Source organism: Photorhabdus laumondii subsp. laumondii, from assembly GCF_003343245.1.
In the GTDB taxonomy this organism is placed as follows: domain Bacteria; phylum Pseudomonadota; class Gammaproteobacteria; order Enterobacterales; family Enterobacteriaceae; genus Photorhabdus; species Photorhabdus laumondii.
In genome coordinates this window covers 1366792-1383814 of sequence record NZ_CP024901.1, presented here as the reverse complement: position 1 = coordinate 1383814, position 17023 = coordinate 1366792, and the positions used below count along the sequence as shown (strand labels likewise).

The following is a 17023-nucleotide window of genomic DNA, read 5'->3' as shown; positions in this document are numbered from 1 at the left end:
GTTACTCCTTCTCAACCTGCGCCGGTTTCAACGTCCTCAGACCCCAAATCAGCATACCAATAATGAAAAACGCGCTTGGGGCTAACAGGAACAAACCATTAGGTTGATACCAGCCACCATTCTGTACCGATTCCATCACGGTAATCCCAAACAGTTTGCCGGAACCAAACAACTCACGCAGGAAACCAACCAATACCAGAATAACCCCGTAACCTAAACCATTACCGATACCATCCATAAAGCTCTCAATGGGTGGAGACTTCATCGCATAGGCTTCCGCACGTCCCATCACGATACAGTTAGTAATGATAAGACCAACAAATACCGACAACTGCTTGGAAATCTCATAAGCATAAGCCTGTAAAATCTGATCTACCACGATAACCAGTGATGCAATAATAGCCATCTGGACAATGATCCGCACACTGCCGGGGATGTAATGACGAATCAACGAGATAAAAAAGCTGGAAAAGGCAGTCACCAATGTTACCGCTATTGTCATGACCAACGCCGTTTCCAGCTTGGTTGTTACCGCCAGCGCTGAGCAAATCCCCAAAACCTGCAATGCAATCGGGTTATTATCCAAGAGTGGCCCAAGAAGGACTCGTTTTATTTCTTTACTATCAGCCATCTTTCAACGCTCCTTCGCGTACTTTTTTCAGGAACGGACCAAAACCGTTATCCCCTAACCAGAAATTAAACATATTCTGGACACCGGCAGAGGTGAGAGTCGCACCAGACAAACCATCAACACCATAAGAGTCATCGGCAGCGGCACCGCCACGAACAATTTTAATCGCCGGGTTGCCTTCATCGTTATACAGTTTTTTACCTATCCACTTTTTACGCCACTGCGGGTTATCCACTTCTCCCCCCAACCCCGGCGTTTCGCCATGCGAATAATAAGTGATACCGCGAGCCGTTTTGCCGTCCACATCAACGGAGATAAAAGCATACATAACAGACCACAAGCCAGAACCATAGATAGGCAGAACGATTTCACGAGTTTTACCCTGTTCATTCTTCACCAGATAGACCTCGGCCATATTGGCGCGACGGCGAATTTTCGCCAGATCCTTTTCAGGTGGTAATGCAATACTGGTATCATCACTGCGCAACGCATCGTTCAGGTTAAACTTGCCCTGACTGCTTTCAAGCGTTGCCGTCTCCAGATTCAATAACTCAGTTTTAATGCGTCTTTTGAACGCTTCTTTAACCTCATCGGCACTCATCTGTGGATTAAGTAACCCCGCAACATCGAGGATATTACGCTGTTTATCCAGCAATTTTTGTTCCTGTTGCTGAGATTTCAGCCCTACCGCAGAACCTGCTACCACAATTGAGCAAACGAGACATAGCACAAAAACAACGATAAATGTTCTGCCGATGCTGTCATTATTTTTTGGTTTATCATTAGCCACGGGCTTTTCTCCGCTTAATATTGGCCTGCACTACCAGATAATCAAACAATGGCGCAAACAGGTTTGCGAACAGAATCGCCAGCATCATACCTTCCGGGTATGCCGGGTTAACAACCCTGATCAGAACGCACATTACACCAATCAGAACGCCGTACCACCATTTACCTTTATCGGTAAATGAAGCAGACACTGGATCGGTCGCCATAAAAATCATACCAAAAGCAAAACCACCCAGAACCATATGCCAATACCACGGCATAGCAAACAACGGGTTAGTCTCTGAACCGATAGCATTAAATAGGTAGGAAGTTGCAACCATACCCAACATCACCCCGGCGACAATGCGCCATGAAGCAATGCGGGTAAACAGGATAATTGCCCCACCGATGAAAATCATCAGCGTAGATACTTCTCCGATAGAACCAGGAATATTACCAATGAAAGCATCCATCCAGGTAACAGGCTGACCGGTAACGGTATTCACTAATCCCTGACTACCACCAGCCGCCCATTGAGATAACGGGGTCGCACCAGAGAAACCATCAGCCGCAGTCCATACCAAATCACCTGAAATCTGTGCAGGGTAAGCAAAGAATAGAAAAGCACGGCCAGCCAGTGCCGGGTTCAGGAAGTTACGACCTGTACCACCGAAGACTTCTTTCGCAATGACAACACCGAATGTAATACCCAGCGCCGCCTGCCACAGAGGAATCGTTGGTGGAACAATCAACGCAAATAAAATAGAAGTAACGAAAAATCCTTCGTTAATTTCATGCTTACGGATAAGGGCAAACAGCACTTCCCAGAAGCCACCCACCACAAATACAACGATGTAAACAGGCAAAAAGTAAGTTGCACCAAGCAACATTTTACTGCCCCAACCCGCATCCGGTGTCAGTGATGCCCCCAAAAACTGAGCAACGCAATAGTGCCAGTCAGATACCAAAAGTTGTTGTAATTCTGCGCCACTGTATAAATGATACAACGCAGGGATCGCCTGCTGACCAACGTTATACATTCCCCAGAACATTGCCGGGAATACGGCCAGCCATACCATGATCATCATACGCTTTAGATCGATAGCATCACGGACATGGGCACCGCCAGAAGTTACTGTACCTGGTGTATAGAAAATCGTCGTTACCGCTTCATACAACGGATAATATTTTTCTAATTTGCCCCCGAGCTCAAAGTGGTGCTCAATTTTTTCAAAATAGTTTTTCAGGCCCATGAAATCATCCTTCCTGCTCAATCTTAGTCAGCACTTCACGCAGTACCGGACCATATTCATATTTGCCAGGACAGACATAGGTACAAAGCGCTAAGTCTTCCTCATCTAACTCCAGACAACCCAGTGCCTGAGCACTATCGGTATCACCCGCCAGCAGATCCCGCAGCAAATGCGTTGCCATAATATCCAAAGGCATAACACGCTCATAGTTACCAATTGGTACCATAGAACGTTCACCACCATTCATTGTGGTTGAAAAAGCAAAGCGCTTATTTTTCAGGAAATGACCAATGGTGGTGCGGGTGATAGAAAATTTATCGATGCCCGGCATGATCCAACCAAATAGCTCTTTTTCGCGACCTTCACGCAAAACGGAAACCAAAGTGTGGAAACGACCAAGATAGTGATGAACCTCATCTGACTGAGTACCGCACAATACGGAACCTGAAATAATACGGTTTTCACCCTGTTTAAGCTGACCCTGAGTTAACTCAAGCAGATCGGCCCCTAAGCAAGTACGTATGAGACGGGGTTTCTCAACCTGTGGACCGGCCAATGCAATGACACGATCAGTATAAAGTGTACCGGTAGTGAATAATTTACCGATCGCAATCACATCCTGATATCCCAGGTGCCATACCGTTTTAGTCGCACTGACGGGTTCAATAAAGTGAATATGAGTTCCAGCTAATCCCGCAGGGTGCGGACCAGAGAACTGATTATAAGTGATTTGTGCATTATTACCGACATTCGGCAAGCTTCCTGCACTATGGCAAACATGGACTTTACCTTCGGTCAGTTTAGTCAGTACATTCAGACCATCAACAAAAGCCTCTTTATCGGTAGCAATAATCACCTGTGAATTTGCAGCCAGAGGCTGAGTATCCATCGCGGTTACAAAAATTGCTTTTGGCGAGGAGCCGGGAGCAGGACTTCGGCTGTAAGGACGGGTACGTAGTGCAGTCCATAACCCGGAATCAATCAGATTCTTTTCCACTTGTTCTCGGGATAATTGAGTAAATTGGGCACGATCATAACGGTCAAAATTAACCTGTTCGTCTCCCGTTATCTCAATCACAATTGACTGCAAAATACGTTGTTCACCACGATTAATCGCTACAACCTGCCCACAGGCTGGGCTGGTGAAAACCACACCTGGATTCTTTTTATCTTCAAAAAGAATCTGGCCCTTCTTAACATGCTCACCTTCCTTCACCAACATAGAAGGACGCATTCCAACATACTCTTCACCCAACAGTGCTACATGGCGAATCGTCGGACCGTCTTCTATTACTTGAGCAGGCGCTCCTGCAATCGGGAGGTCGAGTCCTTTTTTAATTTTAATCATAAGATTTGCACAAGTTTATCAATTAAATCATATGCTACAGATTACCTGGTGGTAATATAGCCACTCTATAAAAAACCCCTTAAGTCACGAATCGTGCCCAGGTTATAATTCTCCGATAATTGTTACGATTTTCTGTTAATCTCCGGGCGGCAATTTTAACATCTCCCTTCTTAGACTGTCTGACTAATCAAGTGATTTAGTTCAAGCAAACAGGAATAATTTTGGCATTGAACGATTAACCGATCGCAAAAAACGAATGATTATATCACCTTTACCGACAACTGATTGTATTTTAACCTAACAATCACTTTGTAGTGATAAAGTTACCGTCATCATTTTCTATTCACAAAGTCGATGACTCATGGCAATCTTAAGCTAAATTTTTAGTTAGTTCGCGACATCGCTATTACGGTAGTCACATGAAAAAAATTGCGGCTTTTCCTGCAATAATTACAATAATATTGTTGTTATTTAGTTCATTTACTCCTGTCTATACTCAGGATACTTTAGTGCAATTGCAGCAAAATTTCCCTGTGCAGCCTGGCTCTCCTGTCTTTATCCAAATATTCAAAGAAGAGCGGATATTGGAGCTTTATACTAAAAATAGTCATGGAAGCTACCAACTGTCTAAAAGCTACCCCATCTGTAATTACTCTGGCGGCCTTGGTCCCAAAACCACAGAAGGTGATCTGAAAAGCCCGGAAGGCTTCTATCGTGTAAAAACCCATCAACTTAATCCAAATAGTCGGTATTACCGATCTATTAATCTCGGCTTTCCAAATGAATACGATAAATTCAGAGGCTATTCCGGCAACTATTTAATGATCCACGGAGAGTGTAAATCTGTCGGTTGCTATGCGATGACTAATGGTTATATGGATGAGATCTACCATTATGTAGAAAGTGCATTATTGCGCGGGCAATATGAAATTAATATCAGTATTTATCCATTCAGAATGACACCACAGAATATGCTACGCCATCGTTCATCCTCCCACTATATGTTTTGGTTACAATTACAGCCGGCTTATGAATATTTTGCAAAAAATCACCAGCCAGCAACGGTCAGCATCATTAACGGCCAATATGTGGTTAATGCTACACCTGAAAAATCACCACTTTTGCAGCATCAATCACAATATGCGTTCACCAAGATGAAATAGTGCATAGCGACCCGGCTCAATACGATTCCAAGCTTCATTACCCGTTAAAGGTTGAGTAACAATGACAGAAACAACATCATCCGGCTGTGTATGTTGTTGAAAATCAATTTCAATATCTTGATCCAGAAGTTTCGCTTTTCCAAACGGCGCCCGACGGGTAATCCAATAAAGGTTGGTTGAACAATATGCCATCATAAAACGCCCATCTGACAACAACATATTAAATACGCCTTTTTTGCTGAGCTCATCTGCTAGTGAAGCGATAAAACGAAAAACCTTAGGCCAATTGGAGGGGGTTCTTGGGTATTTTTGTGAAAGTTGCTGCAAAATCCAGCAAAAAGCATGTTCGCTATCAGTTTGCCCAACGGGACGATACTGACCCGTTTCAAGCTGCCGATAGCCCCGAAGCTGCCCATTATGGGCATAAGTCCAGTTGCGCCCCCACATCTCACGGATGAAAGGATGAGTATTTTCCAACGTAACATTACCGCGATTAGCCTGCCGGATATGAGAAACCACCACTCTAGATTTAATCGGATACTCTTGTACAAAGCGGGCAACGGGTGAATTGTAACTTGGTTGATGATCTTTAAATGTGCGACAGCCCCGCCCCTCATAAAAAGTGATCCCCCAACCATCTTTATGGGGCCCAGTATGACCACCTCGCTGAATCAAGCCACCTAAACTAAAGCAGATATCTGTTGGCACATTTGCACTCATGCCAAGTAACTCACACATTGCCCACCTCTGTAGCCTGTATACCCGTCATCTTTCAAGTTGCCTCTTTGTTGGCTGCACTCACTCACCCCGGTCACATCGTTACCTATGCTCCCGGGGATTCGCTCCCTTGCCGTCGCGATCCATCTTGAAATCCATAGGGTATAAAATCAAGCTTTAACCATCTCTTTTTCAATAAGTTGAATCAGGATATGAATAACTTTGATATGAATTTCCTGAATACGATCTGCATAACCAAAATGCGGGACACGAATTTCCACATCAGCGGTTCCTGCCATTTTACCGCCATCCTTGCCTGTCAACGTAATGACTTTCATGCCTTTTAAGCGGGCAGCTTCAACTGCTTTGATAATATTACCGGAATTACCGGAAGTAGAGATACCCAGTAATACATCGCCCTCTTTCCCTACCGCTTCTATATAACGAGAAAAAACAAATTCATACCCGAAATCATTACTGACGCAGGAAAGATGACTGACATCAGAAATCGCAATCGCTGGATAGCCAGGACGATTCTCGCGGTAACGACCTGTTAATTCTTCGGCAAAATGCATCGCATCACAATGCGAACCCCCATTACCGCAGGACAGTACCTTGCCACCCACTTTAAATGAATCAGCCAGCAATACTGCTGCTTTTTGAATTGCTTCAATATTTGCATCGTCACTTAAAAACTTTGCCAGCGTATCCGCGGCTTCGTTCAATTCACTACGGATCAAGTCTTGATACATAGGCTCCTCACTTCGGTCAGGTAATCTTTAATGTTGTGCCGGATGGCAGTTTACCGGATCAAGAGAATTGAAAGAAGACAACATCACATTTCTGGAGAATTAATCCGTTCCTGATCACTGCGAGTTTGTGAGCTACATTGTAATTAAGATGTAAAGATATTGCTAAAAGCAATTTCCTGGTCTAAAAAGAGAAGAACACCACAACAGGTCCGACCTCTGATGACTTACCTGACCCTGAGATTAACCAGGAGCTTTTATTATGACCACATTGAGTATTATTCTATTCTTAGTCTTGATTGGGATACTTTGCTATCACAAAGTCAATCTCAGTCTCAGCAGCCTACTGCTCCTTGTCTATACCGTCCTGATGGGCGCTATTGATGCATGGAGCTACTGGATGTTGTTACCAATGGCCATTATTCTGTTCCCGCTGAATTTTGCGCCAATGCGCCACTCCTTACTGACTGTTCCGGCCTTAAAAGCCTTCCGTAAAGTAATGCCAAGTCTATCTCGCACGGAAAAAGAAGCTCTTGATGCAGGAACTACCTGGTGGGAAGGCGAGCTGTTCCGCGGTAAACCCGACTGGAAAAAATTGCATGACTATCCAAGGCCTCAGCTAACCGCTGAAGAACAAGCATTTCTGGATGGCCCGGTAGAAGAAGCTTGCCGCATGACCAATGATTTCCAGATAAGCCATGAACTTGCTGATTTACCACCTGAGTTATGGCGTTACCTGAAAGAACACCGCTTCTTTGCCATGATCATTAAAAAAGAGTATGGCGGTCTGGAATTCTCAGCCTATGCACAGGCACGAGTCCTGCAAAAATTGGCGGGGGCATCCGGCATTTTGGCAATCACCGTAGGTGTACCTAACTCTCTCGGCCCAGGTGAATTGTTACAGCATTATGGCACCGAAGAGCAGAAAAACCGCTATCTACCCGGGCTTGCCCGTGGTGAAGAGATCCCATGTTTCGCACTGACCAGCCCGGAAGCTGGCTCTGATGCCGGATCAATCCCAGATACAGGCGTAGTCTGTATGGGAGAATGGCAAGGTGAACAAATTCTCGGTATGCGCCTGACCTGGAACAAACGTTATATCACACTTGCACCTATCGCCACCGTACTCGGTCTGGCTTTCAAACTGTCCGACCCTGACCATTTATTGGGTGATACAGAAGAATTGGGCATTACCTGTGCATTGATCCCGACCAATGTACCAGGAGTAGAAATTGGTCATCGCCATTTCCCACTGAATATTCCATTCCAGAATGGCCCGACTCGCGGTAAAGATATCTTTGTTCCGATCGACTATATTATTGGCGGGCCAAAAATGGCCGGACAAGGCTGGCGTATGCTGGTTGAGTGTCTGTCTGTTGGCCGCGGTATCACTCTGCCATCAAATGCAACCGGCGGTTTGAAAAGCGTTGCGATGGCAATTGGTGCATACTCTTATATCCGCCGCCAATTTAAAATGCCAATTGGTAAAATGGAAGGGATTGAAGAACCACTAGCACGCATTGCCGGTAACACCTATTTGATGGATGCCGCTTCAACACTTGCAACAACCGGTATCATGCTAGGTGAAAAACCCTCTGTGTTATCCGCTATCGTGAAATATCACTGTACTCACCGAGGCCAACGCTCAATTATTGACGCAATGGATATTGCCGGTGGTAAAGGTATCTGCCTTGGTCCATCCAACTTCCTTGCTCGCGCTTATCAAGGTGCACCTATCGCCATTACCGTTGAAGGTGCCAATATTCTGACCCGTAACATGATTATCTACGGTCAGGGAGCTATCCGCTGCCATCCTTATGTACTTGACGAAATGGCCGCGGTTGAAAATAACCGTATTAAAGATTTTGATAAGGCACTGTTTAGCCACCTTGGTCACGTTGCTAGTAACACGTTACGCAGCTTCTGGCTTGGCTTAACCAATGGCCGCACCAGCAGCACACCGGTCAATGATGCAACACGCCGTTACTATCAGCAATTAAACCGCCTGAGCACCAACCTTGCGCTATTATCAGATGTGGCAATGGGGGTATTAGGTGGTAGCCTGAAACGCCGTGAACGTGTCTCCGCCCGTCTTGGAGATGTTTTGAGTCAAACCTATCTGGCTTCCGCGACATTAAAACGCTATGAAGATGAAGGTCGTCAAAAAGAAGATTTGCCGCTAGTTCAGTGGGCCGTTCAAGATAGTTTGTATCAGGCAGAACAGGCGATAGATAACTTACTGAGTAACTTCCCGAATCGTCTGGTTGCCGGTCTGATGCGTGTTATTGTCTTCCCTCTAGGGCGTGTACACTCAGCACCATCTGACCATCTGGATCACAAACTGGCCCAGATCTTACAGCAACCTTCGGCTACCCGTGATCGCATTGGCCGAGGTCAATATCTGACACCAAACGAGCACAATCCTCACGGATTATTGGAAGAAGCGCTGCACGATATTATTGCCGCAGAACCGATCCACGCCCGTTTGAGTCGCGAAGCAGGTAAGCGTCTTGGCTTTACTCGCCTGGATAAACTGGCAGAACAGGCACTCGCAGAACGTAAGATCACGCCAGACGAGGCCGCAATTCTAAAACGTGCGGAAGCAAGCCGTCTGCGTTCTATTAATGTCGATGAGTTTGAACCAGAAGCGCTGGCTGTTCCTGCCCGCGTTGAAAAACTGAGAACAGAAGCCGCCTGAAACTGACGACTAAAGAGAGTTAAGCACTAAATTAATCACGGGGCGATATCTTAACAAATATCGCCCCATATTTTATGACGTAGAGGCACAAGATACTTCTTCCAATGCTAACAACTCTTCAATCGTTTGACGGCGACGAATTAATTGAGGCTTACCATTAACAAACAACACTTCAGAGATAAGCGGACGGCTATTGTAATTGGAAGACATTGACGCACCATAGGCACCAGTGTCATGAAAAACTAAATAGTCGCCAACTTGAACAGGTGGCAATGCTCTTGGCGCAATTCCACCGCCCTCAACCTGCGTAAAGATATCACCGGATTCACATAACGGCCCCGCAACTAACGTTTCCCGCAATGGCAATTGCTCAATCTTACGTCCATCAGCAGGCAAAACCGAGATATGGTGATAACTGCCATACATTACTGGACGCATTAAGTCATTGAACCCCGCATCCACCAGAACATAATTACGGTTCCCCATCTGCTTAACCGCCCGAACTTCTGTCATCAAAACGCCAGATTCCGCAACCAAAAAACGCCCCGGTTCAATTTCCAACTCAATTTTATGACCCAAATGCTGCTCAATTCTTTTACGAGCATCATCCCACAACCCAAAATAATGAGCGATATTGATTCGTTCATCTCCCTGATGATAAGGAGTCGATAAACCTCCACCGGCTGAAATTGCCTGAATATCTTCACCACAAAGAATAACCTGTTCAACCATCGCATTACATACACTGGCAAGGTGATGATAATCAACACCAGAGCCAATATGCATATGTAAACCAAGCAATTTCAATCCATAGTGGCGGATTTTTTCAATTGCCTGAGGAAGATTCTGGTACCAAATACCATGTTTACTGTTTTCACCCCCGGTATTCGTCTTCTGGCTATGACCATGACCAAACCCAGGATTAATCCGCAACCACACCGGATGCCCTTTTTTATATTGACCAATCTGTTCCAACATATCGATAGAACCCGCATTAACCGGAATATCCAATTCGGTTACTCTTTGCAGCGTCGACACATCGATTAAATCAGCAGTGAAAATGATATCTGACACTTCTTGCCCTGGACAAAACCCGGCCCGTAAAGCACGTTCAATTTCCCCTAGCGAAACGGCATCAACTTTCACACCATACTCACGCATCAGGCGTAAAATGTGAGTATTAGAACACGCTTTCTGAGCAAACCTGACCACATCAAATTGACATAACAAATTGATTTTTTGGATAATTGTTTCACTATCGTAAACCCATAATGGAGTACCATACGTTTCTGGCAGACGACCCAAACTCTCCGGTATCAGATTAGGACAATTATTACGGGTAAAATTGGGAGTAAAAGTAGTACTCATCAGGGTTTCTCTCACAAAGTCAGCAGATAACCCATTATTGGCAGTAAAAAACAGGAATAAAAATATCCATTTCGTTATAGTCTATTCATCTGTGATATAGAATTATCCTTTGAAGGAACAAACAATTTATGCCTTCTTGTTCATGGCGCCATATTGAAATCTTCCATGCAGTAATGACGACAAAAAATCTGACAGAAGCGGCTATTTTATTACAAACATCACAACCAACCGTCAGTCGTGAATTAGCACGATTCGAGCATCTAATAAAATTCAAACTATTTGACCGAGTAAAAGGCCGCCTGCATCCGACAGCACAAGGATTACGCCTTTTTGAAGAAGTTCAGCGCTCTTATTATGGACTCGAAAGAATAATGAATGCGGCTGACAATATACGTAAATTTCAACATGCTCAGCTTTCCATTGCCTGCCTGCCAGTATTTTCTCAATCACTATTACCGAAAGTTTGCCATCACTTCATCCGTCAATATCCTGAGACTAATTTAACAATCATTCCACAGGAATCACCGCTACTGGAAGAGTGGCTTTCAGCTCAACGCCATGATCTGGGTTTGACAGAACATTTGCAGACACCACCGGGTACACAGAGAGAAACACTGATCACGCTGAATGAAATTTGCGTATTGCCCGCTGCTCACCCTCTCAGTCATAAGCCGCTATTGACTCCAGAAGATTTCAGCGAACAAAATTTCATCAGCCTTTCAATAACGGATAGCTACCGTCAGCTCATTGATGGAATATTCGCAGAACACCATATTCGCCGTCGCATGATTATGGAAACTCACAGTGCTGCATCAGTATGTGCAATGGTGCGCGAAGGCATTGGTATTTCGATTGTCAACCCACTGACCGTACTCGATTATCTAGAGAGTCACGGCAAATCTGAAATATGCGCTCGCCCATTTAGTATTAACATTCCTTTTACTGTCAGCCTGATAAAACCCATTCACCGCCCTTCTTCTGCCCCAGTTGATACTTTTATTGAACACCTAAAAGCACAAATTGCTCTGTTTCCTCAGAAACTAAAGTCAGCTTTTCAGCATTAGGGCTTGCCAGTACGGAGAAGAAGCAAACCATTGAACCAGAAAATCCAGTAATGCCCTCAGCGTTGCTGGCATATTTTGACGGCTGGCATAAATACCATAAATTCCCATCGCTTGAGGTCGATATTCTGGCAACAACTGAATCAATTTTCCTGACGCCAAATGCGAAGCAACAGAATAATAAGGTTGCATAGCGATTCCCGCACCTTGCAATGTTGCTTCCATTAACACCATCGATTCATTGGCACTCAAAGTACCGCTAACAGGAACAGAATATTTTTCCCCTCGATGTTCAAATAACCAAAGACTTTTACCAAAAAAGTTATAAGTCATACAGTTATGCAAGGCTAAATCCGCAGGCTTTTGCGGGAGCATTTTTCCCGCCAGATAACAAGGGGCGGCACAAACCACAGAATGACATGTCGATAACGGTCTGGCGATCAAATTGGGTTCCAGATTATTCGTGATGCGTAACGCTAAATCTATCCGCTCCTCGACCAAATTTATTGCCTTATTGCTTATTTGCATATCAATCGCTATCTGAGGATAAATCTGCATAAACTCAGGAATCGCCACAGACAACGCGCTTACTGCCAGAGATTGAGAACTGCTTATCCGCAAAAGACCACTCAGCTCCTGCGCTTCTACTGGTTGATGAACTGGTATCTCTTCCGACAATTGCAATAACTTACGACTGCGCTGATAGGCGATCTCTCCTGCTGATGTCAGGCTGATCTTTCTCGTTGTACGATGTAACAGACGTACCCCCGCCCATTTTTCCATTTCAGCCAAATAACGGGATACCATTGCCCGCGACATATCTAACCGTTCCGATGCAGCAATCATGCTGCCTTGTTCTACAATTATAGTGAACACTTGCGCAGCAGTGATTCTATCCATCAATTAGCTCGATTTATGCAACAAATAATTACCCATTATGCGGTTTTTCCATCGAAAAACGCAACTTATTATGAACCTCGTTCACACAACATCAGGAATTCAATCATGACTCGCAAAACAACACTCAATATTGCGCTGGCAGGTATCCTTTCCTTGGGTACCATTTCTCTGGCACAAGCCGCTGATCTCAAACTGGATGTTTATAATCCGGGTGAGAAAAGCCTATTTCCCGTCTCTTCTGAAATCATCAGTGGAGATAAAGAAGTTGTCCTGATCGATGCTCAGTTTCAAAAAAATGATGCTGAAGCACTGGTCAAAAGAATTAAAGATACCGGCAAAAAGCTGACAACCATTTATATCAGTCAGTCCGATCCTGATTTCTATTTCGGCCTTGAAGTACTGACCAAAGCATTCCCTGATGCCAAAGTCATTGCATCACCAGAAACAATTAAAGAAATCAACAAGACCAAAGATGGCAAACTGGCTTATTGGGGAGGTGTCCTGAAAGAACAGGCACCCAAAAAAGTCATCGTGCCGCAACCACTGGAAGGTCACTCTTTTACAGTTGATGGTGAAAAACTGATCGTCGAAGGTCTTGATGGCCCAGCGGCTGATCGTACTTTTGTTTGGATACCAAAACTAAAATCGGTAGTAGGTGGCGTCACCGTTTCAAGCAACATTCATGTCTGGATGGCGGATACACAGACTAAAGAGTCGCGTAAAAACTGGATGCAGACACTAGATCGTATAAAAGAGCTGAAACCGACAATTGTGGTTCCGGGGCATTTCATTGGTAACACACCAATGACGTTGGAATCCGTTCATTTCACGCAAAAATATCTGACCATTTTTGAGAAAGAGCTGGCAAAAGCGAAAGATTCAAAAGCGCTAATCGCCGCAATGGAAAAACACTATCCAAAACTTGGAGACAAATCCAGTCTCGAATTAAGTGCTAAGGTGCTGAAAGGCGAAATGAAGTGGCCCCAATAAGTAAATTAACTCTTTTTCAGGAATAAGTAATATGCCCGGAATGACTCTGCATTATATCTATGATCCACTATGTGGCTGGTGTTATGGCGTTTCCTCTCTGATACAAGCCGCAAAAGAGGTCGCAAATGTGAAAATTGAATTGCATGGCGGCGGAATGCTGACAGGTGATAATAGACGTCAAATAGACAACACATGGCGTGATTATGTCCTTAGTCAGGATAAACGGATCGCAAGCCTTACCGGGCAAATTTTCAGTGAGCAATATGTCGCACTGTTAAATGATAAATCACTGATTATGGATTCATTACCACCAATATCAGCCATTCTTGCAGCAGAAAAATTGGCTGGTAAAGGTGTCGAAATGTTACTAGCAGTACAAAAAGCGCATTATGTTCGTGGATTAAAAATCAGCGAAACTGAAACATTATTGAATTTAGCAAATGAACTACAGCTTGATTCAGAACAGTTCCAGCAGGAGCTGATATTGAATAATGAATCAGAAAGTCTCCAACATATTAGGAAAAGCCGTGAATTATTGGCAAAAGTTGGCGGCTCAGGTTTCCCTACATTTATTTTAGAAAATGACAGAAATGAGCTATCTATTATTTCTCTTGATAAATACTTGGGACAACCTAAACGTTGGCAAGATGCGCTGATTCATTATCAATTTTAATCCCACAGTTCTAATACCACAATTTTAACTACTGGTGCCCATACGTTTTCAGCTATCGGGCACCATCCACGATATCCCATCCATTCCCAATAAATTCAAATAGATCATTATGACCGCAGAAATGGCTATATATGGGCCAAAAGCAACAGGCTCTTGGCAATTTTCTCGTATTCTCCACATCCATAAGCACCCAATAAGACCAAACAGTGAGGATAAGAGCATTAATAAAGGAATTGCACCAATCCCCAACCAAGCACTAACCGCCGCCATTAACTTAAAATCACCATATCCTAACCCTTCTTTATGACAAATTATTCTAAATAACCAATAGAGCGACCATAAAATCAAATAACCCACAATCGCACCTGTCACAGCTTGTTCAATAGGCACAAAAGTTTGATTCAAATTCAATAATAATCCTAACCATAACAGTGGATAATTTATTATGTCTGGCAATAACTTAATTTTTATATCAATAAAAGACAATATAATTAACACCCAAACAAATATCAAAACAACATATAAATGGAAATTTAATGAAAAATAAATCATAAAGAAAGCTGTTATAAACAGTGTCACTAATTCAACCTGAAAATAACCAAAAACTATTTTTTCATAGCCATAAATAATTTTAATAAATACGGCTATCACTTTATTCAAAATCATTCCTGATACTATTCCAATACAAATAGCTAAAACAATAACCTTAATATTAAAATCCATTTAATAAAACATCTCCAATAAATAAAAAAACAAATATTCATTATGTTTTTGGCATAAAAAGATAATAATAAACACCACTACATTAAAACAACAAAATAAATATAAAATAGTCAAATAAGATATAAATATGCGAGCAGACTCGCAACATTTATTCAGAGATAACAATCTGCATCGAGATAGCTTGATAATTGGATTAAGCCTCCTTTATCATACCCACCATTATTTATTGCTTTATGTATACCCGCAGGAAGGAAAGAAAAACATGCGTATACCCCGCGTATATCACCCGGAATTACTCTCATCGAATACTGAAATTTATCTGAGTGATGAGGCGGCTAACCATGTTGGGCGGGTACTCAGAATGAGCCACGGTCAGCAGTTGCAACTGTTTGATGGCAGCAATCAGATTTTCAACGCTCAGATTACCGAAGCTAGCAAAAAATCTGTCAAAGTACATATCAGCAATAGCGAACTTGCCGATAATGAATCACCACTTAATCTCCATCTGGGGCAAGTCATATCCCGCGGTGAGAAAATGGAATTCACCATTCAAAAATCTGTAGAATTAGGGGTAAATGTTATTACGCCTTTAATTTCTGAACGCTGTGGTGTAAAGCTGGATGGAGAACGGCTGGCTAAAAAGCTTCAACAGTGGCAGAAAATTGCTATTGCTGCCTGTGAGCAATGCTGTCGTAACCGTGTCCCTGAAATTCGCCCAGTGATGCAACTTGAGCACTGGTGTGCAGAAAATGATGGCAGTTTAAAATTAAATCTACATCCACGAGCCAGCCAAAGCATCAATACCCTGCCTTTACCTGTAGAAAAAGTGCGTTTACTGATCGGCCCGGAAGGGGGATTATCGATAGATGAAATTGCTATGACAGCTAATTACCAATTTACTGATATCCTATTAGGACCACGGGTACTGAGAACAGAAACGACAGCGCTCACCGCAATTACTGCATTACAAGTGCGTTTCGGCGATTTGGGTTAAGGAGAAAGAATGATCAAACTCGGCATCGTGATGGACCCCATTTCATCCATCAACATCAAGAAAGACACCAGTTTTGCCATGCTATTAGAAGCACAACGTCGCAGCTGGGAACTCCATTATATGGAGATGAGTGATCTTTATCTGCACCAAGGGGAAGCCCGCGCACGTACCCGCTTATTGCAGGTAGAAAACCATCCACAACAATGGTATCAATTCGATAGAGAACAAGATCTGGCACTGGAAACATTGGATGTCATCCTGATGCGTAAAGATCCACCATTTGATACCGAATACATTTACGCCACTTATATTTTAGAACGCGCGGAAGAGAAAGGCACTCTCATTGTCAATAAACCACAAAGCCTACGCGATTGTAACGAAAAACTCTTCACAGCCTGGTTCCCTGAATTAACACCAGATACATTAGTGACTCGCAATGCCGCTCACTTACGTGAATTTCACCAGAAACATGGTGATGTCATCTTTAAACCACTAGATGGTATGGGCGGTGCATCGATATTCCGCCTGAAAAAAGATGACCCAAACGTCGGGGTTATTATTGAAACCCTGACGGAACATGGCAATCGCTTCTGCATGGCACAGAATTTCTTACCGGCCATCAAAGAAGGTGATAAGCGGGTATTAATTGTCGATGGCGAACCCGTTCCTTATTGCCTGGCTCGTATCCCAGCCCAAGGTGAAACCCGTGGTAATCTTGCTGCGGGTGGCCGTGGTGAAGCTCGCCCGCTTTCAGAAAGTGACTGGGCTATCGCCAGAGCTGTTGCTCCAACGTTGCAAGAAAAAGGGTTAATCTTTGTTGGCCTGGACATCATTGGTGACAAACTGACTGAAATTAATGTCACCAGTCCAACCTGTGCACGCGAGATAGAAGCCGCTTTCCCTGATATTTCAATTACTGGCATGTTAATGAATGCAATTGAAGAACGATTAGAGAAATAAAAAATTCTTTTTACGAATTTGCCTGTC

General features: G+C 43.6%; 16 protein-coding genes. 7 read left to right on the top strand and 9 right to left on the bottom strand.

The features are described 5' to 3' along the window. Position 1: 1 nt before the first annotated feature. From PluTT01m_RS06140 to PluTT01m_RS06125, 4 genes are read right to left on the bottom strand one after another with little or no spacing between them, the layout of a single operon-like run. The gene (locus PluTT01m_RS06140; protein ID WP_011145526.1) at positions 2 to 631 is read right to left on the bottom strand and encodes an NADH:ubiquinone reductase (Na(+)-transporting) subunit D; all 630 of its coding nucleotides are present in this window, start codon (positions 629 to 631) and stop codon (positions 2 to 4) included. Further along, positions 624 to 1421 (bottom strand): Na(+)-translocating NADH-quinone reductase subunit C, encoded by a 798-nt coding sequence (locus PluTT01m_RS06135; protein ID WP_011145525.1) that lies wholly within the window; start codon positions 1419 to 1421, stop codon positions 624 to 626. The genes PluTT01m_RS06140 and PluTT01m_RS06135 overlap by 8 nt, the downstream gene beginning before the upstream one ends. Beyond that, positions 1414 to 2652 carry an NADH:ubiquinone reductase (Na(+)-transporting) subunit B gene (locus PluTT01m_RS06130; protein ID WP_011145524.1) on the bottom strand — a complete coding sequence of 413 codons (1239 nt, stop codon included), beginning with the start codon at positions 2650 to 2652 and terminating at the stop codon, positions 1414 to 1416. The genes PluTT01m_RS06135 and PluTT01m_RS06130 overlap by 8 nt, the downstream gene beginning before the upstream one ends. A 4-nt stretch (positions 2653 to 2656) precedes the next feature. Further along, positions 2657 to 4000 carry a Na(+)-translocating NADH-quinone reductase subunit A gene (locus PluTT01m_RS06125; RefSeq protein WP_011145523.1) on the bottom strand — a complete coding sequence of 448 codons (1344 nt, stop codon included), beginning with the start codon at positions 3998 to 4000 and terminating at the stop codon, positions 2657 to 2659. Positions 4001 to 4419: 419 nt separating this feature from the next. Between PluTT01m_RS06125 and PluTT01m_RS06120 the strand changes: the two genes are divergently transcribed. Next, entirely contained in the window at positions 4420 to 5163 is a 744-nt protein-coding gene (locus PluTT01m_RS06120) for a L,D-transpeptidase family protein (protein WP_011145522.1), read from the top strand. On the opposite strand, the gene PluTT01m_RS06115 is transcribed toward PluTT01m_RS06120, so the two are convergent. Next, positions 5134 to 5901 (bottom strand): class II glutamine amidotransferase, encoded by a 768-nt coding sequence (locus tag PluTT01m_RS06115; protein WP_011145521.1) that lies wholly within the window; start codon positions 5899 to 5901, stop codon positions 5134 to 5136. The genes PluTT01m_RS06120 and PluTT01m_RS06115 overlap by 30 nt on opposite strands. A 149-nt stretch (positions 5902 to 6050) precedes the next feature. Continuing rightward, positions 6051 to 6632 carry a D-sedoheptulose 7-phosphate isomerase gene (gene lpcA / locus PluTT01m_RS06110; protein ID WP_011145520.1) on the bottom strand — a complete coding sequence of 194 codons (582 nt, stop codon included), beginning with the start codon at positions 6630 to 6632 and terminating at the stop codon, positions 6051 to 6053. A gap of 259 nt (positions 6633 to 6891) precedes the next feature. Here lpcA and fadE point away from each other — a divergent pair, with 259 nt between their 5' ends. Continuing rightward, the gene (gene fadE / locus PluTT01m_RS06105) at positions 6892 to 9327 is read left to right on the top strand and encodes an acyl-CoA dehydrogenase FadE (protein ID WP_011145519.1); all 2436 of its coding nucleotides are present in this window, start codon (positions 6892 to 6894) and stop codon (positions 9325 to 9327) included. Between the two features lie 72 nt (positions 9328 to 9399). On the opposite strand, the gene lysA is transcribed toward fadE, so the two are convergent. Next, positions 9400 to 10695, bottom strand: coding sequence for a diaminopimelate decarboxylase (gene lysA / locus PluTT01m_RS06100; RefSeq protein ID WP_049789755.1), 1296 nt, complete (start codon positions 10693 to 10695; stop codon positions 9400 to 9402). A gap of 128 nt (positions 10696 to 10823) precedes the next feature. Between lysA and PluTT01m_RS06095 the strand changes: the two genes are divergently transcribed. Continuing rightward, entirely contained in the window at positions 10824 to 11759 is a 936-nt protein-coding gene (locus PluTT01m_RS06095; RefSeq protein WP_011145517.1) for a LysR family transcriptional regulator, read from the top strand. Here the strand turns inward: PluTT01m_RS06095 and PluTT01m_RS06090 are convergent. Then, positions 11742 to 12656, bottom strand: coding sequence for a LysR family transcriptional regulator (locus PluTT01m_RS06090; RefSeq protein WP_011145516.1), 915 nt, complete (start codon positions 12654 to 12656; stop codon positions 11742 to 11744). The genes PluTT01m_RS06095 and PluTT01m_RS06090 overlap by 18 nt on opposite strands. Before the next feature lie 105 nt (positions 12657 to 12761). On the opposite strand from PluTT01m_RS06090, the gene PluTT01m_RS06085 reads away from it, so the two are divergent. Continuing rightward, positions 12762 to 13646 carry an MBL fold metallo-hydrolase gene (locus PluTT01m_RS06085; RefSeq protein WP_011145515.1) on the top strand — a complete coding sequence of 295 codons (885 nt, stop codon included), beginning with the start codon at positions 12762 to 12764 and terminating at the stop codon, positions 13644 to 13646. A 31-nt stretch (positions 13647 to 13677) separates the two neighbouring features. Continuing rightward, positions 13678 to 14319, top strand: a complete 642-nt coding sequence (locus PluTT01m_RS06080) for a DsbA family protein (RefSeq protein ID WP_011145514.1) — start codon at positions 13678 to 13680, stop codon at positions 14317 to 14319. A 48-nt stretch (positions 14320 to 14367) separates the two neighbouring features. Here the strand turns inward: PluTT01m_RS06080 and PluTT01m_RS06075 are convergent, their stop codons facing one another. After that, positions 14368 to 15042 carry a prepilin peptidase gene (locus PluTT01m_RS06075; RefSeq protein WP_082302879.1) on the bottom strand — a complete coding sequence of 225 codons (675 nt, stop codon included), beginning with the start codon at positions 15040 to 15042 and terminating at the stop codon, positions 14368 to 14370. A gap of 262 nt (positions 15043 to 15304) precedes the next feature. Here PluTT01m_RS06075 and rsmE point away from each other — a divergent pair, with 262 nt between their 5' ends. After that, positions 15305 to 16036: a 16S rRNA (uracil(1498)-N(3))-methyltransferase gene (gene rsmE / locus PluTT01m_RS06070; RefSeq protein ID WP_011145512.1), complete on the top strand. Its 732-nt coding sequence runs from the start codon at positions 15305 to 15307 to the stop codon at positions 16034 to 16036. Between the two features lie 9 nt (positions 16037 to 16045). Then, entirely contained in the window at positions 16046 to 16996 is a 951-nt protein-coding gene (gshB, locus tag PluTT01m_RS06065) for a glutathione synthase (RefSeq protein WP_011145511.1), read from the top strand. The last annotated feature ends 27 nt before the right edge of the window (positions 16997 to 17023 follow it).